Annotated in this window: 24 protein-coding genes and 1 riboswitch; of the genes, 15 read left to right on the forward strand and 9 right to left on the reverse strand. The window is 69.5% G+C overall.

Annotated features, from left to right (window positions below; all coding sequences use genetic code 11):
• Positions 1–16: 16 nt before the first annotated feature.
• Positions 17–1,054 (reverse strand): type IV pilus twitching motility protein PilT, encoded by a 1,038-nt coding sequence (locus BP05_RS06515; protein ID WP_460726572.1) that lies wholly within the window; start codon positions 1,052–1,054, stop codon positions 17–19.
• A gap of 195 nt (positions 1,055–1,249) precedes the next feature.
• Here BP05_RS06515 and BP05_RS06520 point away from each other — a divergent pair, with 195 nt between their 5' ends.
• From BP05_RS06520 to BP05_RS06530, 3 genes are all read left to right on the forward strand, one after another.
• Positions 1,250–1,894, forward strand: coding sequence for a YggS family pyridoxal phosphate-dependent enzyme (locus BP05_RS06520; protein ID WP_496362302.1), 645 nt, complete (start codon positions 1,250–1,252; stop codon positions 1,892–1,894).
• A gap of 68 nt (positions 1,895–1,962) precedes the next feature.
• Positions 1,963–2,820 (forward strand): pyrroline-5-carboxylate reductase, encoded by an 858-nt coding sequence (proC, locus tag BP05_RS06525; protein WP_496361689.1) that lies wholly within the window; start codon positions 1,963–1,965, stop codon positions 2,818–2,820.
• 13 nt (positions 2,821–2,833) lie between these two features.
• Positions 2,834–3,301, forward strand: a complete 468-nt coding sequence (locus tag BP05_RS06530) for a DUF4426 domain-containing protein (protein WP_496361691.1) — start codon at positions 2,834–2,836, stop codon at positions 3,299–3,301.
• A 12-nt stretch (positions 3,302–3,313) separates the two neighbouring features.
• Here the strand turns inward: BP05_RS06530 and BP05_RS06535 are convergent, their stop codons facing one another.
• The 3 genes from BP05_RS06535 to BP05_RS06545 form a co-directional block, all read right to left on the reverse strand.
• On the reverse strand, positions 3,314–4,111 hold the full coding sequence (locus BP05_RS06535) for a cobalamin-binding protein (RefSeq protein ID WP_496361693.1): 798 nt from the start codon (positions 4,109–4,111) through the stop codon (positions 3,314–3,316).
• Positions 4,108–4,704, reverse strand: coding sequence for a pyridoxamine 5'-phosphate oxidase (pdxH, locus tag BP05_RS06540; protein WP_496362304.1), 597 nt, complete (start codon positions 4,702–4,704; stop codon positions 4,108–4,110). The genes BP05_RS06535 and pdxH overlap by 4 nt, the downstream gene beginning before the upstream one ends.
• A 63-nt stretch (positions 4,705–4,767) precedes the next feature.
• The gene (locus BP05_RS06545; protein WP_496361694.1) at positions 4,768–4,971 is read right to left on the reverse strand and encodes a dodecin family protein; all 204 of its coding nucleotides are present in this window, start codon (positions 4,969–4,971) and stop codon (positions 4,768–4,770) included.
• Between the two features lie 112 nt (positions 4,972–5,083).
• Here BP05_RS06545 and BP05_RS06550 point away from each other — a divergent pair, with 112 nt between their 5' ends.
• The 4 genes from BP05_RS06550 (at position 5,084) to hemE (ending at position 8,295) form a co-directional block, all read left to right on the forward strand.
• A complete protein-coding gene (locus tag BP05_RS06550; RefSeq protein WP_496361696.1) occupies positions 5,084–5,626 on the forward strand; it encodes a shikimate kinase in 543 nt (180 codons plus the stop codon).
• On the forward strand, positions 5,623–6,762 hold the full coding sequence (gene aroB / locus BP05_RS06555; protein WP_496361698.1) for a 3-dehydroquinate synthase: 1,140 nt from the start codon (positions 5,623–5,625) through the stop codon (positions 6,760–6,762). The genes BP05_RS06550 and aroB overlap by 4 nt, the downstream gene beginning before the upstream one ends.
• Positions 6,763–6,828: 66 nt before the next feature.
• Complete coding sequence (locus BP05_RS06560; protein WP_496361700.1) at positions 6,829–7,083, forward strand: WGR domain-containing protein; 255 nt, start codon at positions 6,829–6,831, stop codon at positions 7,081–7,083.
• Positions 7,084–7,221: 138 nt separating this feature from the next.
• Positions 7,222–8,295 (forward strand): uroporphyrinogen decarboxylase, encoded by a 1,074-nt coding sequence (gene hemE, locus BP05_RS06565; RefSeq protein WP_496361702.1) that lies wholly within the window; start codon positions 7,222–7,224, stop codon positions 8,293–8,295.
• A gap of 13 nt (positions 8,296–8,308) precedes the next feature.
• Here hemE and BP05_RS06570 read toward each other — a convergent pair whose 3' ends face one another.
• Entirely contained in the window at positions 8,309–11,941 is a 3,633-nt protein-coding gene (locus BP05_RS06570; protein ID WP_496361704.1) for a hybrid sensor histidine kinase/response regulator, read from the reverse strand.
• 140 nt (positions 11,942–12,081) lie between these two features.
• On the opposite strand from BP05_RS06570, the gene BP05_RS06575 reads away from it, so the two are divergent.
• Genes BP05_RS06575 through BP05_RS06585 form a run of 3 tightly spaced genes read left to right on the forward strand, consistent with a single transcriptional unit; the run spans position 12,082 to position 13,970 of the window.
• Positions 12,082–12,789: a YceI family protein gene (locus tag BP05_RS06575; protein ID WP_496361706.1), complete on the forward strand. Its 708-nt coding sequence runs from the start codon at positions 12,082–12,084 to the stop codon at positions 12,787–12,789.
• Between the two features lie 37 nt (positions 12,790–12,826).
• Complete coding sequence (locus tag BP05_RS06580; protein WP_496361708.1) at positions 12,827–13,432, forward strand: cytochrome b; 606 nt, start codon at positions 12,827–12,829, stop codon at positions 13,430–13,432.
• Positions 13,422–13,970: a YceI family protein gene (locus tag BP05_RS06585; RefSeq protein ID WP_496361710.1), complete on the forward strand. Its 549-nt coding sequence runs from the start codon at positions 13,422–13,424 to the stop codon at positions 13,968–13,970. The genes BP05_RS06580 and BP05_RS06585 overlap by 11 nt, the downstream gene beginning before the upstream one ends.
• 27 nt (positions 13,971–13,997) lie before the next feature.
• Here BP05_RS06585 and BP05_RS06590 read toward each other — a convergent pair whose 3' ends face one another.
• Positions 13,998–14,261, reverse strand: a complete 264-nt coding sequence (locus BP05_RS06590) for a glutaredoxin family protein (RefSeq protein ID WP_496361712.1) — start codon at positions 14,259–14,261, stop codon at positions 13,998–14,000.
• A gap of 111 nt (positions 14,262–14,372) precedes the next feature.
• Between BP05_RS06590 and BP05_RS06595 the strand changes: the two genes are divergently transcribed.
• Together BP05_RS06595 and BP05_RS06600 are read left to right on the forward strand one after the other, a co-directional pair.
• The gene (locus tag BP05_RS06595; protein WP_496361714.1) at positions 14,373–15,755 is read left to right on the forward strand and encodes an L-serine ammonia-lyase; all 1,383 of its coding nucleotides are present in this window, start codon (positions 14,373–14,375) and stop codon (positions 15,753–15,755) included.
• 115 nt (positions 15,756–15,870) lie between these two features.
• A complete protein-coding gene (locus tag BP05_RS06600) occupies positions 15,871–18,063 on the forward strand; it encodes a putative bifunctional diguanylate cyclase/phosphodiesterase (RefSeq protein WP_496361716.1) in 2,193 nt (730 codons plus the stop codon).
• A 12-nt stretch (positions 18,064–18,075) separates the two neighbouring features.
• Here BP05_RS06600 and BP05_RS06605 read toward each other — a convergent pair whose 3' ends face one another.
• The 3 genes from BP05_RS06605 to metX are packed head-to-tail and all read right to left on the reverse strand — an operon-like array spanning position 18,076 to position 21,532.
• Positions 18,076–19,221: a Rossmann-fold NAD(P)-binding domain-containing protein gene (locus tag BP05_RS06605; RefSeq protein WP_496362306.1), complete on the reverse strand. Its 1,146-nt coding sequence runs from the start codon at positions 19,219–19,221 to the stop codon at positions 18,076–18,078.
• Positions 19,222–19,247: 26 nt separating this feature from the next.
• Positions 19,248–20,459 carry an O-succinylhomoserine (thiol)-lyase gene (locus tag BP05_RS06610; protein WP_496361718.1) on the reverse strand — a complete coding sequence of 404 codons (1,212 nt, stop codon included), beginning with the start codon at positions 20,457–20,459 and terminating at the stop codon, positions 19,248–19,250.
• Positions 20,456–21,532 carry a homoserine O-succinyltransferase MetX gene (metX, locus tag BP05_RS06615; RefSeq protein WP_496361720.1) on the reverse strand — a complete coding sequence of 359 codons (1,077 nt, stop codon included), beginning with the start codon at positions 21,530–21,532 and terminating at the stop codon, positions 20,456–20,458. Before metX ends, BP05_RS06610 begins: the two co-directional genes overlap by 4 nt.
• Before the next feature lie 68 nt (positions 21,533–21,600).
• Positions 21,601–21,729: riboswitch (SAM riboswitch) on the reverse strand.
• 193 nt (positions 21,730–21,922) lie between these two features.
• On the opposite strand from metX, the gene BP05_RS06620 reads away from it, so the two are divergent.
• The 3 genes from BP05_RS06620 (at position 21,923) to BP05_RS06630 (ending at position 25,667) form a co-directional block, all read left to right on the forward strand.
• Positions 21,923–23,017, forward strand: coding sequence for a phytase (locus BP05_RS06620; protein WP_496361722.1), 1,095 nt, complete (start codon positions 21,923–21,925; stop codon positions 23,015–23,017).
• Positions 23,018–23,024: 7 nt separating this feature from the next.
• Positions 23,025–23,954 carry a peptidoglycan DD-metalloendopeptidase family protein gene (locus BP05_RS06625; protein ID WP_496361724.1) on the forward strand — a complete coding sequence of 310 codons (930 nt, stop codon included), beginning with the start codon at positions 23,025–23,027 and terminating at the stop codon, positions 23,952–23,954.
• A 108-nt stretch (positions 23,955–24,062) separates the two neighbouring features.
• Positions 24,063–25,667 carry a peptide chain release factor 3 gene (locus BP05_RS06630; protein ID WP_496361726.1) on the forward strand — a complete coding sequence of 535 codons (1,605 nt, stop codon included), beginning with the start codon at positions 24,063–24,065 and terminating at the stop codon, positions 25,665–25,667.
• Positions 25,668–25,735: the final 68 nt, after the last annotated feature.

Genomic DNA, 25,735 nt, shown 5'->3' on the forward strand with positions numbered 1-25,735 from the left:
TCAGACCGATCGCCGATCAGTCGAACAAGCGCTTGTCCTTGGCGTACATGCGGGCCTGCGGCTTGAGGATCAGGCCGCGCTTGACCAGGTCCTGCAGGTGCTGGTCGAGGGTCATCATTCCGTACTGCTGGCCGGTCTGGATGGCCGAGTACATCTGCGCCACCTTGTCCTCGCGGATCAGGTTACGGATGGCCGGGATACCGACCATGATTTCCCATGCCGCGGTACGGCCGCCGCCGACCTTCTTGAGCAGCGCCTGCGAGATCACCGCGCGCAGCGATTCCGACAGCATCGAGCGCACCATCGGCTTCTCGCCTGCGGGGAACACGTCGATGATGCGGTCGATGGTCTTGGCTGCCGAAGAGGTATGCACGGTCGCGAACACCAGGTGGCCGGTCTCCGCGGCGGTCAGCGCCAGGCGGATGGTTTCCAGGTCGCGCAACTCGCCGACCAGGATGTAGTCGGGGTCTTCGCGCAGTGCCGAGCGCAGCGCCTCGTTGAAGCCGTGCGTGTCGCGGTGCACCTCGCGCTGGTTGATCAGGCACTTCTGCGAGGTGTGGACGAATTCGATCGGATCCTCGACGGAGAGGATGTGCGCGTATTCGCTCTTGTTGATGTGATCGAGCATCGCCGCCAGCGTGGTCGACTTGCCCGAACCGGTCGGCCCGGTCACCAGGATCAGGCCCTGCGGCTGGTCGATCAGTTCCTTGAAGATGCGCGGACAGCCCAGGTCGTCGAGCGTCAGCACTTCGGAAGGAATGGTACGGAACACCGCGCCGGCGCCGCGGTTCTGGTTGAAGGCGTTGACGCGGAAGCGGGCCAGGCCGGGGATCTCGAACGAGAAGTCGACCTCGAGGAATTCTTCGTAGTCGCGCCGCTGCTTGTCCGACATGATGTCGTAGACGAGCGCGTGCACCTGCTTGTGGTCGAGCGCCGGGATGTTGATGCGGCGGACGTCGCCGTCCACGCGGATCATCGGCGGCAGGCCGGCCGACAGGTGCAGGTCGGACGCTTTGTTCTTGACCGAGAACGCCAACAGTTCGGCGATATCCATGCGTGCTCCCCTGCACTGCAAAATGGCCGGTTTAACCGGAACGGGTAACGCAACGTACCGGCAGAATGCTGGAACGGTTATACCCCGCGAGGCAGTATAGCCCCCTCCCCCTGCCGCAAAACCAGCCCCCATCGTGGGTCCCGAGCGAGAACTGCGAACGTGCTCACGCACGCCCTGCACGACACCCTACACCGGATAGAAAACGCGTCCCGCGAGGCTGGACGGCCATTGCCGCGCCTGTTGGCCGTCAGCAAGACCCAGTCAGCCAGCGCGATCGCCGAATTGGCGGGCCACGGCCAGCGCGCTTTCGGCGAGAACTACGTGCAGGAAGCGGCGTCCAAGCAGTTCGCCCTGCAACCGCTCGGCCTGGAGTGGCACCTGATCGGCCACCTGCAGTCGAACAAGGCCCGGGAAGCCGCCGAGCGATTTGCCTGGGTCCAGACGGTCGACCGGGAGCGCCTGGTGGTGGCCCTGAACAAGCACCGGCCGCCTGAACAGGCGCCGCTCAACGTCCTGATCCAGGTGAACATCGACGACGAAGCGAGCAAGCACGGTTGCCAGCCCGACCAGGCCCTCCTGCTCGCCGACCTGATTGCCGCGCAACCGCGATTGCGGCTGCGTGGCGTGATGGTGATCCCGGCGCCGCATGCGCGGATCGAAGCCCGGCGACCGGCGTTCCGCCGGGCGCGGCAATTGTTCGATGCGCTTGCCGGGAATCATGCCCACGTCGATACCCTGTCGATGGGCATGAGCGATGACCTCGAAGTCGCCATCGCCGAAGGCGCCACGATGGTGCGTGTCGGCACCGCGTTGTTCGGCGCGCGTCCGACCAAGGCCTGATCGCGGCCGACTGCGCCGCCGGCCCTTCGCGCATCCCGGTGCGCAGGCTAGGATGCGATCCGTTTCCAATGCATGGTTCACGCGCGCCGATGACTTCGCATTCCTTCGCTTCGGGCACCGTCGCTTTCGTCGGTGGCGGCAACATGGCCCGCAGCCTCATCGGCGGGCTCGTCGCACGCGGCGTGCCCGCCGCGGCGATCCGGGTCGCCGAGCCCGTCGCCGAGTCGCGCGATGCGCTGGCCCGCGACTTCGGCATCCACAGCTTCACCGACAACACCACGGCGACCGCGAACGCCACCACCTGGGTCCTGGCGGTGAAACCGCAGGTCATGCGCGCGGTGTGCGAGGCGCTCGCGCCCGCCGCCCAGGCGACGCGGCCGCTGGTGGTGTCGATCGCCGCAGGCATCACGGCGGCCCAGCTCGAGCGCTGGCTCGGCGGCGGCATCGCCGTCGTGCGCGCGATGCCCAACACCCCTTCCCTGCTCGGCGCAGGCGTCACCGGCCTGTACGCCAATGGCCTGGTGGATGCCGTGCAGCGCGCGCGGGCCGCCGACCTGATGGAAGCGGCCGGCAAGAACGTGTGGATCGACGACGAGGCGCTGATGGACGCGGTGACGGCCGTTTCCGGCAGCGGTCCCGCCTACGTGTTCCTGCTCGCCGAAGCCATGCAGGCGGCCGGCGAGGCCGAGGGACTTTCGTCCGAGGCAGCGCGCACGCTGGTGCAGCAGACCATCCTGGGGGCCGCGCGCATGCTGATCGAGAACGACGAAATGCCCTCGGAACTGCGCCGGCGCGTGACCTCGCCGGGCGGCACGACGCAGGCCGCCATCGAAACTTTCGAAGCCGGCTCCTACCGCGACCTCGTGGCGCGCGCGATCCGCGCCGCAACCGAACGCGGCCGCCAGCTCTCGGCCGCCAACGACTGACCGGAGAAAGACGATGCGCCACTTCGTGTTCGCCCTCTCGTTCGCGCTGGCGTTGGGAGGTTGCGGCGGCAAACCGCCGCCGCCCGCGGTAGCCGCCGCCCCGCCCGAGGAGGCCATCAGCCGGATCGGCGACGTCACCATCCGCGCCACGGCCCTGCCGACCGCGACGCTCGATGCCGAAGTCGCCAGCCGCTACGGCATCGTCCGCGACCAACGCACGGTCATGCTCCTGGTAGGCGTGCGCAAGGGCGCCGACGCGCAGGAGATCGCGCTGCCGGCACGAATCACGGCCACGGCGACCAACCTGAGCGGACAACGTCAATCGATCGCGCTGCGCGAACTGCGCGCCGACGGGCTGCTCGATTACGTCGGCACGGTGGAAACCACCTTGCCGGATACGCTGCGGTTCGAACTGACGGTCGTGCCGGAAGGCGGTACCGCTTCGACGATGCAGTTCAGCCGCGAGTTCTACCCGCGCTGACGTCGTCCCACGTCATTGGCGCTGCGCCCAGCGCCGGATATGGGCGGCGATCTCCGCCACGCCCTCGGTCAGCGCGGCCGGACCGGGCTGCAGGATCACGGGCGACTTGATCTCGTGCAGCGCGCCGTCGCGTACCGCCGGGATGCGCTCCCAGCCGGGACGCGCGGCGACCTTGTCGGGACGGAACTTCTTGCCGCACCACGAGCCGAGGATGATGTCCGGCGCGCGCCGGACCACTTCGTCGCCGTCTTCGAGGATGCGCTGTTTCGCCAGCGGCTCGGCGGCGCGTTCGGGAAAGATGTCATCGCCCCCGGCGATGCGGACCAGCTCCGCCACCCAGCGGATCCCGGTGATCAGCGGTTCGTCCCATTCCTCGAAATACACCTTCGGCCGGCGCGGCAGCGTTGCCGCTTCGCGTTCGATCGCGTCCAGGCCACGCCGCAGTTCCCCGGCATACGCGTCCGCCTTCCCGGCCGCGCCGACCAGCGCGCCGAGGCGGCGGACGTAATCGAGGATGCCCTCGACGCTGCGGTGGTTGCTGATCCACACCTCGACGCCGTTCCGGATCAGCTCGGCGGCGATATCGGCCTGGATATCGGAAAACCCGACCACGAAGTCCGGCCGCAGCTTCAGGATCTCGCCGATCTTGGCCGAGGTGAAGGCGCTGACCTTGGGTTTCTCCTTGCGCGCAAGCGCCGGCCGCACGGTGAAGCCGCTGATGCCGACGATGCGGTCCTGCTCGCCGAGCGCGTACAGGACTTCGGTAGGTTCCTCGGTCAGGCAGACGATGCGGCGCGGGCCGTGGCTCACGGATACAGCATCCGCTTGCCCCACTCGCCGGCGCGGTTGCGTTCGTAGAGCCAGCGTTCGTGCAGGCGGAAATCGGCGCCGAACCAGAACTCGATCCGCTCGGGCTTCACCCGCAGGCCGCCCCAACGCGGCGGGCGCGGAATGTCGCGGCCATGGAACTCGGCCTCGGCCTGGGCGACGCGCTGCTCGAAGGTTTCGCGCGACTCCAGCGTTTCCGACTGCTTCGACGCCCAGGCGCCGAGCTGGCTGCCGCGCGGGCGCGTGGCGAAGTACGCGTCCGCCTCGGCATCGGCGACGATCTCGACGGTGCCTTCGATGCGCACCTGGACGCCGTTGCGCACGCGCGGCCAATGGAACAGCAGCGCCGCGTGCGGGTTGGCCTGCAATTCGCGGCCCTTGCGCCCGTCGAGGTGGGTGTAGAAGACGAAGCCGCGCGCGTCGTGCGCCTTGAGCAGCACGGTCCGCGCCGCTGGCCGCGCATCCAGTCCCGCAGTGGCGACGACCATGGCGGTGCGGTCGGGCTCGCCGGCGGCCAGGGCTTCTTCGAACAGGCCGTCGAAGCTGGCGAGGGCTTCGGCGTAGGCAGGGGAAATGGTCATGCGCCAATTGTCGCGGGCGCCGCAGCCCCTGTCATCCCGGCAGCACAGGCAGCGGGCTCACTGCACGACGAAGGTCACCCGCAGGTTGACGCGCCACTCGGTCACGTTGCCGTTTTCGTCGGTGACCACCTTGATCTCGTTGACCCACGCGCCCTTGATGTTCTTCACCGATTCGGCGCACTTCTTCAGGCCGGCCTTGACCGCGTCTTCCATGCTGGTCTTCGAAGCGGCGTTGAGTTCGATGATCTTGGCTACGGACATGGCGGCTCTCCTGGGTGGCCGGCGCGTCGCCGGATTGCAGCTGCGGGGCGGCAATGACGAAGGTCCCGACGCTACGCCGCGTTCTGTTAAGCCGGCGGCTAGAATCGCTGGCATGAACCCCGCCGCCAACCTGATCCTCGTGGGCCCGATGGGCTCCGGGAAGACCACGATCGGCCGCGACCTGGCCGGGCAGTTCGGGTTGCGCGCAGTCGATGCGGACCAGGAGATCGAGCGCGAGGCCAAGGCCACGGTGGCGCAGATCTTCGCGCGCGAGGGCGAGGCGGGCTTCCGTGCCCGCGAATGCGCGATGCTGGCTTCGCTGCTACGCCTCGACGGCATCGTGCTGGCCACCGGCGGCGGCGCCGTGCTCGATGCGGACAATCGCGCGCTGATGCGCGCACGCGGCTTCGTCGTGCACCTGCACGCCAGTGTCGAACAGCAGCTGCAGCGCCTCGCCGGCGATGAGACGCGGCCACTGCTGGCACGGCCGGATCGGGAACTGGTGTTGCGCGAACTGGCCGCCGCACGCGCGCCGTGGTACGCGGAAGTCGCCGACCTCGCATTCGATACCGCCGGGCAGGACGCGCACGACATCGCTGCGCAACTGGCCGTGCTGCTGTCGCGGCACTGGCAGCGAAACGGAGCCGTCGCATGACCCTGCTGCACCATTCCGCCCGGCGCACGGTCGACGTGGCCGGCGACGCGCCTTACGCCATTGCGATCGGCCCCGGCCTGCTGGATCCGCACGTGGAAAACGCCCGGCGGCTCGCTCCGTTGCTGCGCGGCCGCCATGTCCTGATCGCCAGCGACAGCCACGTCGCCCCGCTGTACGCCGAACGCGTCAAGGCGCTGCTGCATGCGGCCCAGCCGCAGCTGGCCATCTCGACCTGGGTAATGCCCGCGGGCGAACGCGAAAAGACCCTCGCCCGCTTCGGCGAATGCCTGGAGGCGCTCGCCGCGCTGGGCGCCACCCGCGACGCGACCGTGGTCGCGCTCGGCGGCGGCGTCGTCGGCGACCTGGCCGGGTTCGCCGCGGCGTGCTGGATGCGCGGCATCGACTGCGTGCAGCTGCCAACCACGCTGCTGTCCATGGTCGACTCCTCCGTGGGCGGCAAGACCGCGGTGGACCTGCCGCACGGCAAGAACCTGGTCGGCGCCTTCCATCCCCCGCGTGCGGTGATCGCGGACACCACCGTGCTGCGCACGCTCCCCGACCGCGAGCTGCGCGCGGGCCTGGCCGAGGTGGTGAAGTACGGTGCCATCTTCGACCTGGACTTCCTCGCCTGGCTCGAGGCCCACGCCGGCGCGCTGCTGGCGCGCGACGATGCCGCGCTGACCGACGCGATCGCCCGGTCCTGCGAGTTCAAGGCCGACGTGGTGGCGCGCGACCCGTACGAACGCGGCCACCGGGCCCTGCTCAACTTCGGCCATACCTTCGGCCATGCGATCGAGGCGGAACAGGGCTACGCCGGCGCCGGCCGCGATGCGCTCAACCACGGCGAGGCCGTGGCCGTGGGCATGGTGCTGGCCGCTCGGCTCTCGACGCTGTTGGGCATGGCACCCGCGGAGGATGGCGACCGCCTGGCGGCCCTGCTGCAGCGCTTCGGCCTGCCCACGCGGATCCCGGCGGGCCTGCCGGCCCCGGCCCTGATCGCACGGATGCGCCTGGACAAGAAGGCCGATGCGCATGGGCTGCGGTTCGTGTTGTGGGACGGCGCGGGCTCGGCGCGCGTGGTGGCCGGGGTAGCCGAGGAAGCCGTCGCCGCGGTCCTTCACCCCGACGCTGGCTGAGCGATCCGGCCAACCCCGGAGCGGAATGCGGGGCGTCGTGAGCGGTGCCGCTACAATGCGCCTCCCATGCGCCTGCTCCTGCAACAACGCCCCCAAGGCCACGAAGCGCCGCGCTTCGTGCAACTGATGCTGCAGCCCGACCTGTTCGGCGGCTGGGAGCTGGTGCGCGAAACCGGCCAGATCGGCGGCCGCAGCTCGGTACGGCGTGAGGTCTTCCTCGACCAGGCAGCCGCCCTCGCGGCGCTCGAGCACGCGCGCGACCAGCAGCTCAAGCGCGGCTTCCAGCTGATGTTCGCCCAAGGCGCGGAAAAGCCGAAGTGAATCGCTGACGCCATCCGATCCACCCCGTTCGTCCCTGGCGCTTCGCGCCGAAGTCGAGGGGCCTCGCGATGTCTCCGGCTTCGCGGCGCTGCGTTCAGGACGACCGGGCTTCCCCTACATCCAAGCAAGGAACCTGCTTTGTCCTCCCCGCCCAAGAACGACCGCTTCCTCCGCGCGCTGCGCCGCGAGTCCGTCGACCGCACGCCCGTCTGGCTCATGCGCCAGGCCGGACGCTACCTGCCGGAATACCGCGCGACGCGGGCCAAGGCCGGCAGCTTCCTGGCGATGGCCAAGAATCCCGAGCTCGCCTGCGAAGTCACCCTGCAGCCGCTGCGCCGCTTCCCGCTCGATGCCGCGATCCTGTTCTCCGACATCCTCACCGTGCCCGACGCCATGGGCCTGGGGCTGTATTTCGTCGAGGGCGAAGGCCCGAAGTTCGAGCGCCCGATCCGCTCGGCCGCCGACATCGATCGCCTCGCGGTTCCGGACATGGAGACCGACCTGCGCTACGTGATGGACGCGGTGCGCACCATCCGTCGCGAACTCGACGGTTCGGTGCCGCTGATCGGCTTCTCCGGCTCGCCATGGACCTTGGCCTGCTACATGGTCGAAGGCGGCGGCAGCGACAACTATTCCAAGGTGAAGGCGCTCGCGCTCAACGAGCCGGCCGCGATGCACAAGCTGCTCGAGGTCACGACCGACGCCGTCATCGCCTACCTCTCCGCGCAGCACCGGGCCGGCGCGCAGGCGTTGCAGGTGTTCGACACCTGGGGCGGCGTGCTGTCGCCGTCGATGTACCGCGAGTTCTCGCTGCGCTACCTGCAGCGCATCGCCGCCGGACTGCCGCGCGGCGCGGGCAACGAGCGTGCGCCGCTGATCCTGTTCGGCAAGGGCAACGCGCCGTACGTCGAAGAGCTGGCCGCGAGCGGCACCGAAGCCGTGGGCGTCGACTGGACGATCGAGCTGGGCGACGCGGCGCGCCGTGCCGGCGGCAAGGTCGCACTGCAGGGCAACCTCGATCCGGTCACGCTGTATGCCGAGCCCGACGCGATCCGCCGCGAAGTCGGCCGCGCCCTCGACAGCTACCGCGACGGCAACGGCGGCTCGCGCGAAGGCCACGTCTTCAACCTCGGCCATGGCCTGTCGCCCGACATGAAGCCCGAGCACGTCGGCGCCCTGGTCGACGCCGTGCACGAACTCAGCGCGCGCTGAGCGCGCGCGCCACTCAGAACGCAACCGACAGGGAAGGATCCACTTCCCTGTCGTCGCGCACCGCCCGGGCAGGCACCGCGCGCTCCAGCAACGCCGCCAGCATCGCCAGGGTCATCGGCTTGCGGATGAAGTGATCGAAGCCGGCTTCGAGCGCATCCGGCTCGGCCCCCGCATCGGCGCGGGCGGTGACGGCCACGAGCGGCGGGGCGAAGCCCTGGACGCGCAACTGCCGGGCCAGCGCGAGCCCGTCCATGCCGGGCAGGTCGAGGTCCAGCAGCGCCGCGTCGAACGGCGTCGTGGCGACCGCCGCCAGCGCGGCCAGGCCGTGCGCCACGTGCACCACATGGTGCCCCTGCAGGCGCAGCATTCCGATCAGCACTTCGGCGACCACGGGATCGTCCTCCACCAGCAATAGCGACAGGCTGTGGGGCCCCTCCGGCGCCGGCACTTCCGCACCGGGCTCGCTGGCGACCGCATTGGCCGCGATCGCGGGCTGCAGTGGCAGCCGGACCTTGAAGCGCGTGCCCTCGCCCGGCGCACTGTCGATCTCGATGCGTCCGCCCATGGCCGCCGCCAGCTCCTGGCTGATCGCCAGCCCCAGTCCGCTGCCGCCGTAGCGTGCGCTGGTGCGCGCGCCCTCGGCCTGTTCGAAGCGGCGGAACAGGCGCGACCTCTGCTCGGCATTCAATCCGGGCCCGGTGTCGGCGACCTCGAAACACACGCCTTCGGGAGCTTGCTTCGCCACCGCCAAGGCGACGCTGCCGTGCTCGGTGAACTTCACCGCGTTGCCCAGCAGGTTGAGCAGGATCTGGCGAACGCGGGCGACATCGCCGCGCAAATAGCGCGGCGCGTCCTCGCCGATCGCGACCGAGAACGCCAGCCCGCGCTGTTTCGCCAGCGGTCCGACCAGGGCCGCCAGTTCCTCCATCAGCGCATGCAGGTCGAAGGTGTCGTCGGCCAGTTCGAGCCGGCCCGATTCGATGCGGGCCAGGTCGAGCGCGTCGTTGACCAGGCGCAGCAGGTGCTCGCCCGCGCCGCGGATCGCGCCGACGTAGCCGCGCTGCTGCGGATTGAGCGCGGTGCCCAGCAGGAGTTCGCTCATGCCCAGCACGCCGGTCATCGGCGTGCGCACTTCATGGCCGAGCGTGGCGAGGAAGCGGGTCTTGGCCTGCGAGGCCTGTTCGGCGAGTTCGCGCTTCTGCTTGGCCAGTTGCCAGGCGTGGCGGCGCTTGAGTTTCTGTCGGTAGGCGTTGGCCAGCACGCCCACCACGGCGACGGCGGCGAGCGCCAGCAGCAGCGTGGCCCACCACGTGCGCCACCACGGTGGCTGCACCTCGAACGCGAGGACCTGCACCGGCGACCACCGGTTGTCCGCCGCGCGGGCCTGGACGTGCAGGCGGTAACGGCCGGGCCTCAGGCGGGAGAACACCCGTTCGCCGGAATTGCCGTTCTCGATCCAGCCGTTGTCGTAACCGTCCAGGCGGAAGCGGTAGGCGTGGTTGCGCGCGTCGTTGAACGACAGCAGCCGCGCGACGACGCGGATGTCGCGATCGCCATGCGCGAGGGCGATCCCGGCTTCGGGCGTGAAGGAGACCTTGCCGTCCTCGCGCAACGCGTCCACCGACTCGACCACCACCCGCGGCTGCGCGCCGCCACCCTTCACCGCCGCGGGATCGAAGATCACCAGCCCCTCGTTGGCGCCGGCCAGGATGCGGCCGTCCCCCGGGCGCACCACGGGCGCGTCCTCGAATTCCTGCCCCGGCAGGCCATCGTGGACGCCGTAGATGCGCACCGAACGGTCGGCCGGGTCGACCCGGATCAGACCGCGCACGCTGGTGAGCCAGAGACGCCCGGTCAGGTCCACGACCAGTCCGTTGGGTTCCAGGGCCGGAAAACCGTTGCGCGTATCGACCGCGGATTCGAGCGCCATCGCGGCACCATCCCAGCGGTAAGACTCGACGGCGCCGAAGCGCGCGAGCCAGATGTGCTGCTTTTCGCCGCCGGCGAACGCGAACACGGGCCGGCGTGGCGCGCCCGGCACGGGCTCGAACCGCCGCGCCCCGGCATTCCACATCAGCAGCCCCTTCGATCCCGCGAGCCACAAGGCACCGTCGGGCCCGCGTCCGATCTGCTCGATGTACACATCGGCCGGCAGGCCGCCCTCGCCCGCCTGCAACGACAACTGCACGCGACCGCCTTCGTCGCGCAACTGCACGCCGCGCTCGGTGGCGATCCACAACGTCCCATCGTCCGTCTGGACGAAGCGCGGCTCTCCGAACAGCGCCGCGTCGGCCGCCGCATTGTTGCTCCAGCGCGTCACCGCGCCACTGGCCGGATCGATGCGCGCCAACCCGGTCTGCCATCCGGTCCATACCTGCCCGCGGCGGTCCTCGAACACGCTCGCCGGCACGTAGCCGTTGCCGACATCGCGGGCGACATGGGTCACGTCGCCGGTTTCCGGGTCGAGCCGATCGAGCACGCCGCCGCTCCCCACCAGCCACATCGCGCCATTGGCCGCCGGCGCGATCCCGCGCACGTGCGCATTGCCGAGCGAGTCCGCGGCGTCTGCGCGGCGCGACAGCACCGAGAAGCGCCGCCAGTTCCGCGGCAGGTACCACAAGCCGTTGCTGTAGCTGAGGAACCACATTCCCCCTTCGCCATCCTCGTGCGCGCCCACCCAGGACGGGCGCACCAGCCCATTGGCGGCGGTGCTGTACAGCGGCACGGCTTCGATGCCGCGGGCGCCGGCCGTGCCCAGGCCGTCGGGCACGTCGAGCCAGAACTGCCCGCTGCGATCGTGGCCGAGCACATGCAGCACCTTTCCGCCGCCCGCGGACGGCGGCAGCGGGGTCTTCGAATACGTGCCGTCCCGGCGCCGCACGCTCACGCCTTCGGGCGTGCCGATCCAAAGCGTGCCATCGCGTTCGACGCTGAGCGCGTTCACCACCGGCGAATTCAATGCGCCCGCCGGCACGCGCTCGAAATCGCGCCCGGTCCAGCGCGCCGCGCCGCCCTGCGTGCCCACCCACAGAGTGCCGTCGGGTGCGACGGCGAGGCGGTTGACGCTGGGATGGGGCAGGCTGCGCGGATCGTTGGCGCGCGGCATGAAACGCGCGACCGACCTGCCGTCGCTGCCGAGCCGGTACAGGCCGGCATCCGCGGTGCCGAACCAGATCGCGCCATCCGCAGTCGAGGCGACCGACCACACGTCGTTGCTGGCCATCGCCGGGGTATTGCCGCGGTCGTAGTAGCGGAAGCGGCGCCGCTGCGCATCGAACATGCCCAGTCCCGCCTGGTGCGTGCCGAACCACACCCGGTTGCGCGCATCCACGTGCACCGCCCAGACGAAGTTGTCGTGCAGGCCCTGCTCCACCCGCCAGGTACGGAATTCGACGCCGTCGTAGCGGGCCAGGCCATCGCTGGTGGCGATCCACAGGTAGCCCGGCCGGTCCTCGGCCATGCCGTTGATGCGGTTGGAAGGCAATCCATCCACCACCGTGAACTGGCGCAGGCGCGGCGTCTCGGGCAGGCCGGCATGCGCCGCCACCGCCAGTCCGGCCGCGAACAGGCCCACCCACAACGTCCCTGCAAATCGGACCCAGCGCGCAACCTTCAGCGCCGCCAGCGCCTTCCCGGCTCTTGCCATGCATCGTCCCCCGGATTCCCCCGCCGCTAAGGTCGAACAAGCGGCGGCCGACTTCAAGTCGCCGGAGTTGGTTCCCGTTCCTGCGGACCGGCCTAGAATCGATTGCTCGTGGAAATCGCGCATTCAGCCGAGGACATCCCATGCCGCATCGCGTCCGTTGTTTGCTTGCCAGCGTCGGTTTGCTGGTCGCCAGCACGCGGGGCGCCGCCGCGGAGCCCGACGCCTATACCCTCGACCCGGTGCACACCCGGGTCGTGTTCCTGGTGGAGCACGCGGGTTTTTCGCATGCGATGGGCGCGATTTCCGGCAGTACCGGCACGCTCCGTTTCGACCGCGACGACTGGCGCAGCGCGCAGCTCGACGTTACGGTGCCGGTGACCCGCCTGGACCTGGGCGATGCGAAATGGAATGCGGCGGTGCTGGCCACCAACCTGCTCGATGGCAACCGCCACCCGGAGGCACGGTTCGTCTCCCGTGACGTGCAGGGCGCGGATGCCGGGCACGCCCGCGTCTGCGGCGACCTCACCCTGCGCGGCGTGACCGGCCCGCTCTGCATGGACGTGACGTTCAATGCGCTCAAGCGGCATCCATTGCCGCCGTTCCGGCGGACCGCGGGCTTTTCCGCCACGGCGACGCTGAGCCGCAAGGCCTTCGGCATCACGGCCTGGCCAAGCGTGATCGGCGATGAGGTGCGGTTGCTGATCGAAGCCGAGGCGGTGCGCGCGCGCAGGACTGGCGAGCCCGAGGCAGACAACCCGGAGCCCGGGCCAGAACCGGTTCCGGCTGATGTTCCCGAACCCGTTCCGCCGGAAAGCGAACCCAATCCGCCTCCGCCTGCCTCTCACTAGTTGCCCCGCACACCCCGTCCGCCATCCCGAGGCCGCCATGACCTGGAAGAACACCACCGACCGCTGGGGCGCCATCAGCCAGCTGCTGCACTGGCTGATCGTCCTGCTGATCCTGGCCCTGGGCATCGTCGGCCTGGTGATGACGGAGATGCGCAACAGCCCGGACAAGATCCAGGTCTACCTGCTGCACAAGTCGTTCGGGCTCGCCGTGCTCGCCCTGATGGCGCTGCGCCTGCTGTGGCGCCTGTTCGCCGGCGCGCCGCGCCCCGTGCCGGGCACGCCGCACTGGCAGGAGCGCATCGCATCGCTCACGCATGGCGCCTTGTACGCGCTGGTGTTCGCAATGCCCATCAGCGGCTGGGTGCTCAATTCGGCTGCGGGCTACCCGCTGCGCTGGTTCAACCTGTTCAACCTGCCGGCGATCGCCGGCAAGAGCGAGTCGCTGCGCGAACTGGCCGAGGAAGCCCACGAATGGCTGTTCTGGATCCTGATCGCGCTGGCGCTCGTGCACGCCGCGGCCGCGATCTACCACCACGCCTTCCAGCACGACGCCACGCTGGCGCGCATGCTGCCGCGCGGCTGGCTGCGTGCGCCCGCCACTTCCCTCTCGCCCGTTGCCGAGGACCGTCGTGATGTCGTCTAGGACCCTCCTGCTTGCCGCGTTGCTTGCGGCCGCGCCTGCCTACGCCGCGGACTACCAGCAGGCGCCCGGCTCGGTGCTCGCCTTCGCCGGCACCTACCAGGGCGAGGCGTTCACCGGCCGCTTCCCCGGCTTCACCACGAAGATGTCGTTCGATCCCGCGCAGCTGGCGACATCGAAGCTCGATGTCGCCATTCCGCTCGTCACCGCCAGCACCGGCAACAGCGACTACGACGGGGAGATGCGCGGCAGTTCGTTCTTCAACGCGTCGAAGTTTCCGCAGGCGCGCTACACCGCGACGAAGTTCCGCGCACTGGGCGGCAACCGCTACGCCGCCGACGGCACGCTCAGCCTGCGCGGCGTGAGCAAGCCGGTCACCCTGACCTTCACCTGGACGCCGGGCGCCAGGCCCGTGCTCGCCGGCAAGGCGACGGTGAAGCGGCTCGACTTCGGCGTCGGCGAGGGCGACTGGGCCGACACCTCGCTCATTCCCAACGACATCGCGGTGAGCACCAAGGTGCTGTTCGTGCCGTCGAAGTAGGCATCGCAATCCGCGGGCACGGTCGCGCTACGCGCCGGGGTGGTTCCCCTCGGGCGGCACGCGGTCCGAGAGCCACTTCCGCACCTCGTCGGCGGCGAACGGCCAGTCCAGTTCGGCACCGGACGCCGGATCGCGCAATACCGGCACCCGCGCGCCATACAGTTCCTCCAGCGCATCGTCGCCATCGATGAACACGCTTTCGAATTCGGGCAAGCGCGCCTGCGCCAGCACGTCCAGGGCGAGATCGCATAGGTGGCAGTCGTCTCGCTGGTACAGGACAGGCGACGTCATGGGGCTCGATACGGCGGCGGATAGTGAATGCGCGGGGGCGCGTGTGCGCCAGGAGCATAGAATAGGCGTATTCACGCAGCCGACCCGGCGCGTCTCTTTCCCGGAATCCGCATGGCTGTCAGCACCTTCGACCTCTTCAAGATCGGCGTGGGCCCGAGCTCGTCGCACACCGTCGGACCGATGCGCGCCGCGTGCCGCTTCGCCCAGAAGTGGCTGGAGGAGAACGGCAACCTCGCCGCGACCGCGCGCGTGCGTGCGGAAGTGTTCGGTTCGCTGGCACTGACCGGCCGCGGCCACGGCACCGACAAGGCGGTGCTGATGGGACTGGAGGGCCACCTGCCCAATGAGATCGATCCGGATGTGATTCCCGATGCGCTCGCGCGTATCCGCGGGGAGAAGAAGCTCCGCCTGCTCGGCAAGCACGAGGTCGCCTTCGACGAGAAGAACGACCTGATCATGAACAAGCGCCAGAAGCTGCCGTTCCATACCAACGGCATGCGCTTCACCGCCTACGACGCCGCGGGCGAGGTGCTGGCGACGCGCGACTACTACTCGGTCGGCGGTGGCTTCGTGGTCAACCAGGACGAGGCGGCGGAAGACCGCATCGTCGCCGATACCACCGAACTGCCCTACCCGTTCCACAGCGGCGCCGACCTGCTGCGGCAATGCGAGACCCACGGCCTGAGCATCGCCCAGATGATGTTCGCCAACGAACACGCATGGCGTTCGGGGCCCGAAATCCGCGACGCCCTGCGCGAGATCTGGGTGGCGATGCAGAACTGCGTGGCCCGCGGGATCCGCGAGGAGGGCACCCTGCCCGGCGGCCTGCATGTCGCCCGGCGCGCCCCCTCGCTGTACAACGAGCTGTCAACGCGCCCGGAAGCCGCGATGCGCGACCCGCTGACCGTGCTGGACTGGGTCAACCTGTATGCCCTCGCCGTCAACGAGGAGAATGCCGCGGGTGGCCGCGTGGTGACGGCACCGACCAACGGCGCCGCCGGAATCATTCCCGCGGTCCTGCACTACTACGACCGCTTCTGCCCGGGGGCCAACGAGCAGGGTGTGTTCGACTTCCTGCTGACCGCGGCCGCGGTCGGCATCCTCTACAAGGAAAACGCCTCCATCAGCGGCGCCGAAGTCGGCTGCCAGGGCGAGGTGGGCGTGGCCTGCTCGATGGCCGCGGCCGGGTTGACCGCCGCGATCGGCGGCACCCCGGGGCAGATCGAGAACGCCGCCGAGATCGGCATGGAACACAACCTCGGCCTGACCTGCGACCCGATCGGCGGGCTGGTGCAGATCCCCTGCATCGAGCGCAACGCCATGGGCTCGGTCAAGGCGATCAATGCCTCGCGCATGGCCATGCGCGGTGACGGCAAGCACAAGGTCTCGCTGGACAAGGTCATCAAGACCATGCGCGACACCGGGCGCGACATGCAGGACAAGTACAAGGAAACCTCGCGTGGCGGCCTCGCCGTCAACGTGATCGAGTGCTGACGCCGGGACGCCGCGGACTGGGGCGGAGGTCCCGCCCACGCCACGACGTCGCCCCACGGAGCTTGTGGTAGACCTTACGGCCACGACCCGGAATTTGCCCTGTAGACTGGAACGCATGCACGGAAAGGCCCGCGACATCCAACGTTTCCTGCTATGGACTGCGCTCTATTTCGCCAGCGCGGTGCTCGCTTCGCGCTACCTGCGCGGACCGGAAGGCGCTTCGATGCTGTGGCCGAGCGCCGGCATCGGCTTCGCGGTCGCGGTCCGCTATGGAATCCGCTGGTCCGCGGTGGTGGCGGTGGGCACGCTGTTGTTCACCCTGCTGCTCAGCCAGCCGACGGCGTTGTTCCTGGTGCTCACCGTCCTCGGCAAGACCGCCGCGACCGCAATCGCCACCTGGTACGTCCTGCGCGGCCGGGTCCTGCACCTGCGGATCGAGGACGGCATGCGCCTGCTCGGCGGCGGGGTGTTGCAGAGCGTGCTGAGCGCCGCCTTCGGCATCTTTGCCCTGCAGCAGACCGGGCGCCTGGAAACGAGCCATATCCCCGAAGCGTTCGTGCGCTGGACCCTGGGCGACATGCTGGGCATCGCCGTGATCGCGCCGACGATCCTGCTGTGCACGACCGCGCGCAATCCGCAGCACAAGCTTTCACCCTCCTACGAACCTTCCACGCTGCGAGAGCGCGTGTTCTGGATGGCGCTGCTCGCCACCAGCTTCATCGCGATCCATTCGCTCGGCGGCCGCGGCATCTACGTGCTGGGGCTGATCAGCCTGCCGCTCGTCCTGCTGCTCTGGGCGGCGCTGCGCTTCTCGCCGGTGTGGGCCTCCGCGTCCACCGGCATCACGGTCATCTACCTGAGCGCCGCGACGGGCATGGGCCTGGGCGGTTTCACCGCGCCTCGGACCCTGCTGGAGACCACGGTACTCCTGCTCCTGCTGTGCCTGGTCGCGGTGATCCCGGTAATGATGGCCCTGGCGGGGCTGGAACAGCGCACGACGTCGTATGCGCTGTACCAGCGCGCTACCCGCGACACGCTGACCGGCCTGCTCAACCGCACCGCTTTCGAGGAAGAGGCCCGCAAGCGCTTGGCCAGCACCGATACCCCGGCGACGCTGCTGTACCTCGACCTGGACAACCTCAAGATCATCAACGACAGCACCAGCCATGTCGCCGGCGACGACATGATCCACGCGATCGGCGGTGCGATCGCGGCGGTAGTCGGGGACCATGCACTGGTGTCGCGTACCGGCGGCGACGAATTCGCGATCCTGCTCCCGCGCGGCGAAGCCGGCGCGATAGTGGAAGCGCGCCGCATGCTCAACGAGATCGAGGCGATGCGCGTGCCCTGGGGCGACCAGGTGCTGACGACAACCGCGAGCATCGGCCTGGTCTCGGCCACATCGAAGGAGGATGGCCGCGATTACGACGCGCTGTTCTCGCACGCCGACGCGGCATGCTTCGCGGCGAAGGAGCTCGGCGGCAACCGGTTCCACGTGTCCTACCCCAGCAGCGATGAGGCGCAGGCGCACAGCGCGGTCATGCGCTCGGCACTGCGCATTCGCGAGGTGTTGGAGCGTGAGCAGTTCCTGCTCTACGTGCAGCCGATCGTGCCGAACCACAAGACCGCCAGCGAAGGCGTCCATTTCGAGGTGCTGCTGCGCTGGCAGGAACCCGGCGGCCGCATCCACGTGCCGGCGGAATTCATTTCCGCGGCCGAACGCTTCCGCATGGGGCCGCGCATCGACCGCTACGTCATCGACGCCGCGCTGCGCTGGCTCGAACGCAACCCGCAAGCCGCCAAGGGCGTGGCCAGCTGCGGCATCAACCTGAGCGGCGCCACGCTCACCGACGAGCACTTCGCCGACTACCTGGCCGCGCGCCTGCGCCGGAGCAGTTTCCCGGCGGAGAACCTGTGCCTGGAAATCACCGAGACCAGCGTCGTGCGCGACCGCCAGCGCGCGCAGCGCTTCATCGGCCAGATGCGCGACCTCGGCTGCCGCTTCGCGCTGGACGACTTCGGCACCGGCTTCTGCTCGTTCGGCTACCTCAGCGACCTGGATGTCGATTACATCAAGATCGACGGCAGCTTCATCCGCGGGATCGAAGCCTCGCCCCTGTCGCAGGCGGTGGTGCGTTCGATCGGCGACATCGCGCACGTGATCGGGAAGAGCACCATCGCCGAGCAGGTGGAGACCGAAGCCGAGCATCGGCTGCTGCAGGAAATGCAGGTCGACTACGCCCAGGGTTACCTGTTCGGGCGGCCGCAGTCGATCGAGACGTTCTTCGCCACGCCGGCGGTGGCGTAACCCGGCGCGACCTCAGCGCGCGGTGCGCAGGCAGTCGTCCAGCAGGGCGGCCGCCGTGACCTCGGCTCCAGCCCCCGGCCCCTGGATCACCAGCGGCTGCTCCCGATAGCGATCCGACCAGATGGCGACCTTGTTGTCGTTGCCCGCGCCCGCGGCCAGCGGGTGGTCGCCCGGCAACGACTCCAAGCCGACGCGCGCACGGGCATCGCCGGCGGCGTCGCGCTCCAGCCGCGCGATGAAGCGCAGTTTTTCGCCGTTCTTGTACGCCGTGGCGAAGCGCTCGCGCAGTGTCGCGTCCAGCGCGGGCAGCGCCGCGTCCAAGGCGTCCACGGGCAGCGTCGCCAGGTGTGGCGGCACCAGCGATGCCACCCCGACGTCCCGGGCGTCCAGCTCGACCCCGGCCGCGCGCGCCAGGATCACGATCTTGCGCCGCACGTCCTCGCCGGACAGGTCGTCGCGCGGGTCCGGCTCGGTGTAACCGGCGGCGCGCGCCTGCCGGACCAGCACGGAGAACGGACGCATGCCGTCGTAGTGGTTGAACAGCCAGGCCAGCGAACCCGACAGCACGCCGGCAATGGCGAGGATGCGGTCGCCGCCGTCCTGCAATTCGCGCAAGGCGCGCAGCAACGGCAAGCCGGCGCCGACCGTGGCGCTGTCGCCATAGCGCGTCCCGCCATCGCGGCACGCCGCCCGGATCTGGCGCCAGCGCAACAGTGACGTGCCCTGCCCCAGCTTGCACGCCGTGACCACGTCGATGCCCTGCGCGAGCCAGTGCGCATGCCGCGACGCCACGGCCTCGCTCGCGGTGGCGTCGACCACGATGCGCCTGCCGGTGCGGCCCAGGGCCACGGCCACGCCGTCGAGCGACGAACTCACTGTGGCCAGGGGACTGGCGCTCGCGACGCCGATTCGCGGTGCCTCCGGATCGGCCGCCACGCCCAGCGCCAATGCGACCTGGCGCGGGCACGCGCCGAGCGCATTGGCCACCGCGACGCGCGAGTTGGCGGCGTGCACCAGTCGCAATCGACCGCCAAGCGCGGTTCCCTGCCACGACGCCAGGCGCGCCAGCACCGCGCGCCCCACCGTTCCGCTACCGAGCAGGGCGACGCGCGCCTCCGCCCGCACCTCCGCGGGCGTGCGCACGGCGGGGGCGCGCACCGGATCGAACGCGTCGACCACGGCGTTCATTTGGCCACGCGGCGTGCGTTGCCGGTGATCGCGGCCGCGCGTTCCAGCGCCGCCGCGACGTCGGCCACCAGGTCGTCGGCATGCTCGATGCCCACCGACAGGCGCAGCAGGCCGTCGCCGATGCCGGCGGCAGCGCGCGCTTCGGGCGCCATCGCCGCATGCGTCATGGTCGCCGGGTGCGCGATCAGGCTTTCCACGCCGCCGAGCGATTCGGCCAAGGTGAAGTACTGCAATCCGTCGAGGAAGGCACGCACCGCCTCGGTGCCGCCTTCCAGCTCGATGCCGAGCATCGCGCCGAACCCCTGCTGCTGCTTGACCGCGACGGCATGGCCGGCGTGGCGCGCCAGCCCCGGGTAGTGCAGCGCGGCGACCGCCGCATGCTCGTCGAGCAGCTCCACCAGCGCCTGCGTGTTCTCCTGGTGGACGCGCAGGCGCGCGTCGAGCGTGCGCAGGCCGCGCAGCGTGAGAAAACTGTCGAACGGCGCCCCGGTCAGCCCCAGCGCGTTGGCCCACCACGCGACGTGCCGATGCTGCGCGGCGTCCCGGGACACGACCGCGCCACCGACCACGTCGCTGTGGCCGTTGATGTACTTGGTCGTCGAATGCACGACGAAATCGGCCCCGAACGCGATCGGCTGCTGCAGCGCCGGGGACAGGAACGTGTTGTCGACCACGGCGAGCCCGCCGGCCTTGTGCGCGGCTTCGATCACGAAGCGCAGGTCGGTGATGCGCAGCAGCGGATTCGACGGCGTCTCGATCCAGACCAGCGCGGGCGGCTCGCGCAGCGCCTCGGCCAACGCGCGCGGATCGGTCAGGTCGGGGCTGACCAGCTCGAATGCGCCCTTCTGCGCCAACGCGTTGAACAGGCGCCAGCTGCCGCCGTAACAGTCGTGCGGCACCACCAGGCGGTCGCCGGGTTGCAGCAGCGCATTGAGCAGCAGCGTGATCGCGCCCATGCCGGTGGCCGTCACCACGCCGCCGGCGCCGCCTTCGAGTTCGGCCAGCGCCTCGCCCAGCAGGTCGCGGGTGGGATTGCCGCTACGGGTGTAGTCGTACTGCCGCTTCTGTTCGAAGCCGGCGAAGCTGAAGTTGGACGACAGCACGATCGGCGGCGTCACTGCGCCGAACGCGCTGTCGCGATCGATGCCCGCGCGCACGGCGCCGGTACAGCGATGGCGGGCGGCAGGATTGCGCGACTGGGCGCTCATGCGGCGTCCTCGATGCGGCTCGATCCAGGTCGGAGGGACGTCGCAGCTGCCTGCAGCGCCTGGGTCAGCACGGCGGCGATCGCCGCTTCTTCCTTGAGGAAGGCGTCGTGGCCGTAGAGAGAAGAAAGCCTGTGCAGGCGGGCGCCGGCGCCCAGGCGGTGGGCGAGGTCCACGCAGTCGGCGACCGGGACCAGGCGATCCCCTTCGATCGCGACGACCGTCGTCGGCACGCGGACGGACTCGGGGTCGAGGTGCTGCAGGTCGATCGATTCGGACAGGCGCTGGAACGCCACCGGCAAGGTGCGGGCCGTGTACTGCGCACCGCAATGGTCGAGATAGGTCTCCGCCGCGACCCGCACGCGACCGTCGACGACCTGCGCGGCATCGAAGCGCGCGTCGAACTCTTCTGGCGTGCGATAGCTCAGGATCGCGAGCTGCCGCGCGAGCGCAAGGCCCTGGCTTTCGTCGCACTGCAGTGCGCCAAGAGCGACCGCGCGGCGCTGCAGGGCCCGCCAGGCGCTGGAGAACGGATGCGCGCGATGTGCGCCACTGACCGCCACCAGGTGACCGAGCCGGTCGCCGTGGCGTGCGGCGAACTGTAGGCCGACCATGGCGCCGTAGGAGCAACCGATGAAGGCCTGCAGGTGCTCGATGCGCAGCGCATCGAGAACCGCGGCGATGGCGTCGGCCTGGTCGGCGGGGTCGATCACCGCGTCGAGTTCGCCGCCGCTGCCGAGCCAATCGAAGGACACGATGCGATGGCGCGTCGGATCCAGGGCACGGCCCGGGCCAACCTGAGCTTCCCACCAGCCCACCTGGGCGAAGGCCTCGCTGCTGCCGGCATGGCGATGGGCGGAAATCCCGCCGGCGACGAAGACCGTGGGCAATGCCGCGTCGCCCAGCACCTCGTAACGCAGGGCAACGATGCGCGTGCCGGCATGGCGCAGGGCGAGCGCAATGGCGACCTCGCCGCGCGATGCCGGCACCGCGACCGGCGCTGCGCCGATAGGCGCCGGGTGGGCGGTGGCCGCGCGACCACTGGGAAGGGATTGGGAGCAGCTGGCAAGACTCATGGCGGTGATTCCATCCGGAAGGGACCACCGAGCTCAGCTGCGCGTTCGCCCGGGCCGGGCGAATGTCACAACCATCTTCCGGACACCGCGCGCGGGTCCGCAGGAGTTGGCACCTTCCCGCCCCAGCCGCGTAGCGGTGGAAGCGGTAGGTTGCCCCGGCGTCAAAGGGCCTGTCCCTCAGCCGGTCTCGATGGATGGACGCAGTCTGCCTGCGACCGGCCGGTCGGTCAATCGCTTGATCGCGATAAAGCGATACATATTCGATTTGGTCATGACGGCCCGCCCGGCACGGGCACCCGTCGCGAATTGGCGGACAACCCGTTTTCGATCCGACGCGGTTTCGACACAATCACCGCCAGCATCGCCTTGCCTTCCGTACACTCCAGTCGCATGAACCCACGCCTCCTGACCGCGGCAGGCCTCGCCGTCCTGCTGAGCGCCTGCGCCACCGCCCCGCGCGAATCCACGCCTCCCGCGCCTGTCGTCGCCCCCAACCCCGTGACGGTGGTCGAGGCCTACATCTCCGCCGACGTCCCCTCCGAGGAGCTCGACTCGCTCGCCACCTGGCCGACCGAAGACGGCAAGACCTGGCTGATCGCTACGGGCAAGTCGAGCCACCGCCTGGTGGTGTTCGACGCCGACACCGGCGAGCAACTGCGCACGTTCGGCGAGGAAGGCCCGGGCCCGGGCCAGTTCAAGCGTCCCAACGGCATCGCCGTGCAGGGCGACTACCTGTTCGTGGTCGAGCGCGACAACCACCGCGTGCAACTGCTGTCGCTGCCCGACTTCAAGACCGTCGGCACCTTCGGCGAGAAGGAGCTGCGCAGTCCGTACGGCATCTGGCTGACCGAGAAGGAGCCGGGCGAGTACGACGTCTACATCACCGACAGCTTCATGTACGGCAAGAAGTTCGACGTCGTGCCGCCGTTCGAGGAACTGAACCAGCGCGTGCGCCGCTACCGCGTGGTTTTCGACCAGGATGGCGCGATGCGCGCGCAGTACGCCGGTTCCTTCGGCGATACGCACGAGGAGTCGGCGCTGCGCATGGTCGAGTCGATCGCGGGCGACCCCGAGAACGACCGCATGCTGGTCGCCGACGAGGACCGCCGCCACCTGTCCACGCTGCGCGAATACACCTTCAGCGGCAAGTACACCGGCCGCAGCCTGCCCCAGGACGCGTTCGGCGCGGAGGCCGAGGGCGTGGCGCTGTGGACGTGCCCCGATGGCAGCGGCTACTGGATCGCCGTGGACCAGCTCGCGCCGCTGACGATCTTCCATCTGTTCGACCGCGTGACCCTCAAGCCGGTGGGCAGCTTCCAGGGCGCGAAGACCGCGCGCACCGACGGCGTCACGCTGCACGCCGCGGCGATGGCGGGATTCCCCGGTGGCGCGCTATTTGCCCAGAGCGACGACAAGGCCGTATCCGCCTTCGATCTGCGCGATGTGGCAAGCTCGCTGGGCCTGAAGCAGGGGTGCACCGAGTAACACCGTCATGGCAGTCCAACGTTCCATCGTTGCCGTTTTCGTCGCCGCGCTGATGTGCGGCGTAGTGGCGGGCGCGCATGCGGCGAAGGTCTACAAGTGGACCGACAAGAACGGAATCACCCACTACGGCGACAACGCGCCCGACGGCGCCAATCCCGCCGTGAAAGCGGGCTCGGTGAAGGTCATTCCCGTCGTCGCCGAGCCGCGCGCGGTCGCGCGCCTCCGGCTGGAAACCAGCAACGGCCGCTACCTCGCATTCGCCGACAACAACCTCGCCGGCCCGATCGAGGTGTTGCTGCAGGCGCGTGGCGGCGGCGTCGACAGCGATCCGCCGCTGCCGGCGCGAGCCACGGTTCCCGCACGCGGCACCACCCTGGTCGCGGTGCTGGACGCCACGCGCGGCGGCGAACTGCTGATGGACAGCCTGCCCGGTGATCCCAGCGCGCGCCCGCGCGACTTCGAATACCTGCTGCCGTTGCAGCAGCGCGCCCTGCGCATCGACCAGGGCTTCGGCGGCAGCTTCAGCCACAACGATCCGCAGAACCGCTACGCGATCGACCTCGCCGCCGATGTGGGCACCCCGGTGGTGGCGGCGCGCGAGGGCGTGGTGATGCAGGTCGAGAACGATTTCGAGAAGGCCGGCCTCAACCGCGAGCGGTACGGCGGCCGCGCCAACTTCATCCGCATCCTGCACGACGACGGGACCATGGCGCTGTACGCGCACCTGAAGTCCGAGGGGGCGATGGTGCGGGTCGGCCAGCGCGTCCGCGCCGGCCAGCAGATCGGGCTGTCCGGGAACACCGGCTTCACGACCGGGCCGCACCTGCATTTCGTCATCCAGGTCAATCGCGGCATGAAGCTCGAATCGCTGCCGTTCCGCATGCGCGGCCCGGCGGGCCCGCTGCGGATTGCCGGCGGCGCCGGCGGCCAGCCGTAGCCCGACGGTAAGCCGGTCAGGCCCGGCCCGCCGGAAGATCGGCGACCGGCTCGCCTATAATCTGCCCCCTTCCCCGCTTCCCGACGCGCCCTCCCGCGCGCCGCTGCCATGTCCGACGTTTCCCTCGAAGCCCTGCGCCGCCGCACGTTCGCGATCATTTCGCACCCCGACGCCGGCAAGACCACGCTGACCGAAAAACTGCTGCTGTTCGGCGGCGCGATCCAGATGGCCGGTTCGGTCAAGGGCCGCAAGGCCGCGCGCCATGCGACTTCCGACTGGATGGCGCTGGAAAAGGAGCGCGGCATCTCGGTGACCTCGTCGGTGATGCAGTTCCCCTACGAGGGTCGCATCGTCAACCTGCTCGACACGCCCGGCCACGCCGACTTCGGCGAGGACACCTACCGCGTGCTCACCGCGGTCGACTCGGCACTGATGGTCATCGACGTGGCCAAGGGCGTGGAAGAACGCACGATCAAGCTGATGGAGGTGTGCCGCCTGCGCGACACCCCGATCATGACCTTCATCAACAAGCTCGACCGCGAGGGCAAGAATCCGATCGACCTGCTCGATGAAGTCGAATCGGTGCTGGGCATCCAGTGTGCCCCCGTCACCTGGCCGATCGGCATGGGGCAGCGCCTCAAAGGCGTGGTGCACCTGATGTCCGGCGAAGTGCACCTGTACGAGCAGGGCAAGAACTTCACCCGCCAGGATTCGACCATCTTCGGATCCATCGACGATCCCGCGCTCGAAGCGCGCATCGGCGCCGCCATGCTGGCGGAACTGCGCGACGAACTGGAACTGGTGCAGGGCGCCTCGCATCCGTTCGATCCGGCCGCCTACCTCGCCGGCAGGCAGACGCCGGTGTTCTTCGGCTCGGCGGTGAACAATTTCGGCGTGCAGCTGCTGCTGGACTTCTTCGTCGAGCACGCGCCGTCGCCCAAGCCGCGCGCGACCACGACGCGCGAAGTCGCGCCGTACGAGACCCACCTGTCCGGCTTCGTGTTCAAGATCCAGGCGAACATGGACCCGCAGCATCGCGACCGCGTCGCGTTCATGCGCATCTGCTCGGGCAAGTTCAGCGCGGGCATGAAGGCCTTCCATCCGCGCAGCGGCAAGGAAGTGAAGCTCGCCAACGCGCTGACCTTCATGGCCAGCGACCGCGAGATCGCCGAGAGCGCCTGGCCCGGCGACGTGATCGGCATCCACAACCACGGCACGATCTCGATCGGCGACAGCTTCAGCGAGGGCGAAATGCTCGCCTTCACCGGCATCCCGAACTTCGCGCCCGAGCTGTTCCGCCGCGCGCGCCTGCGCGATCCGCTCAAGCTCAAGCAGCTCCAGAAGGGCCTCGCGCAACTGTCCGAGGAAGGTGCCACGCAGTTCTTCCGCCCGCTGATGTCGAACGACCTGATCCTGGGCGCCGTCGGCATGCTGCAGTTCGACGTGGTCGCCTACCGTTTGAAGGACGAATACGGCGTGGATGCGAGCTTCGAGCAGGTCAACGTCGCCACCGCGCGCTGGATCCGCTGCAACGACGCGAAGAAGCTCGAGGAGTTCCGCGACAAGAACGCCATGAACCTGTCCGTCGATGCGGCCGGCGAGCTGGTCTACCTGGCGCCTACCCGAGTCAACCTGCAGTTGGCGCAGGAGCGCGCGCCCGACGTGCAGTTCCTCGCCACCCGCGAGCATGCGCACGCGGTCGCCATGGACTGAAGCGTGACAGGCTTCACACTTCCCTTTCGATGGGCTAGTGTCCGGAGGCCGCCGGGGGCGGCGTTCGT

The organism is Lysobacter oryzae DSM 21044 (assembly GCF_059568595.1).

Bases quoted from the DNA above. Each gene is read 5' to 3' on its own strand.
- BP05_RS06600 (WP_496361716.1), top strand. From the start codon at position 15,871: ATGCACGGAAAGGCCCGCGACATCCAACGTTTCCTGCTATGGACTGCG.
- BP05_RS06575 (WP_496361706.1), top strand. From the start codon at position 12,082: ATGCCGCATCGCGTCCGTTGTTTGCTTGCCAGCGTCGGTTTGCTGGTC.
- BP05_RS06590 (WP_496361712.1), bottom strand. From the start codon at position 14,261: ATGACGTCGCCTGTCCTGTACCAGCGAGACGACTGCCACCTATGCGAT.
- BP05_RS06610 (WP_496361718.1), bottom strand. From the start codon at position 20,459: ATGAGCGCCCAGTCGCGCAATCCTGCCGCCCGCCATCGCTGTACCGGC.
- BP05_RS06580 (WP_496361708.1), top strand. From the start codon at position 12,827: ATGACCTGGAAGAACACCACCGACCGCTGGGGCGCCATCAGCCAGCTG.
- aroB (WP_496361698.1), top strand. From the start codon at position 5,623: ATGACCCTGCTGCACCATTCCGCCCGGCGCACGGTCGACGTGGCCGGC.
- BP05_RS06570 (WP_496361704.1), bottom strand. From the start codon at position 11,941: ATGGCAAGAGCCGGGAAGGCGCTGGCGGCGCTGAAGGTTGCGCGCTGG.
- BP05_RS06560 (WP_496361700.1), top strand. From the start codon at position 6,829: ATGCGCCTGCTCCTGCAACAACGCCCCCAAGGCCACGAAGCGCCGCGC.
- BP05_RS06515 (WP_460726572.1), bottom strand. From the start codon at position 1,054: ATGGATATCGCCGAACTGTTGGCGTTCTCGGTCAAGAACAAAGCGTCC.
- BP05_RS06630 (WP_496361726.1), top strand. From the start codon at position 24,063: ATGTCCGACGTTTCCCTCGAAGCCCTGCGCCGCCGCACGTTCGCGATC.
- BP05_RS06530 (WP_496361691.1), top strand. From the start codon at position 2,834: ATGCGCCACTTCGTGTTCGCCCTCTCGTTCGCGCTGGCGTTGGGAGGT.
- BP05_RS06585 (WP_496361710.1), top strand. From the start codon at position 13,422: ATGTCGTCTAGGACCCTCCTGCTTGCCGCGTTGCTTGCGGCCGCGCCT.
- BP05_RS06550 (WP_496361696.1), top strand. From the start codon at position 5,084: ATGAACCCCGCCGCCAACCTGATCCTCGTGGGCCCGATGGGCTCCGGG.
- BP05_RS06595 (WP_496361714.1), top strand. From the start codon at position 14,373: ATGGCTGTCAGCACCTTCGACCTCTTCAAGATCGGCGTGGGCCCGAGC.
- BP05_RS06545 (WP_496361694.1), bottom strand. From the start codon at position 4,971: ATGTCCGTAGCCAAGATCATCGAACTCAACGCCGCTTCGAAGACCAGC.
- BP05_RS06620 (WP_496361722.1), top strand. From the start codon at position 21,923: ATGAACCCACGCCTCCTGACCGCGGCAGGCCTCGCCGTCCTGCTGAGC.
- metX (WP_496361720.1), bottom strand. From the start codon at position 21,532: ATGAGTCTTGCCAGCTGCTCCCAATCCCTTCCCAGTGGTCGCGCGGCC.
- proC (WP_496361689.1), top strand. From the start codon at position 1,963: ATGCATGGTTCACGCGCGCCGATGACTTCGCATTCCTTCGCTTCGGGC.
- BP05_RS06625 (WP_496361724.1), top strand. From the start codon at position 23,025: ATGGCAGTCCAACGTTCCATCGTTGCCGTTTTCGTCGCCGCGCTGATG.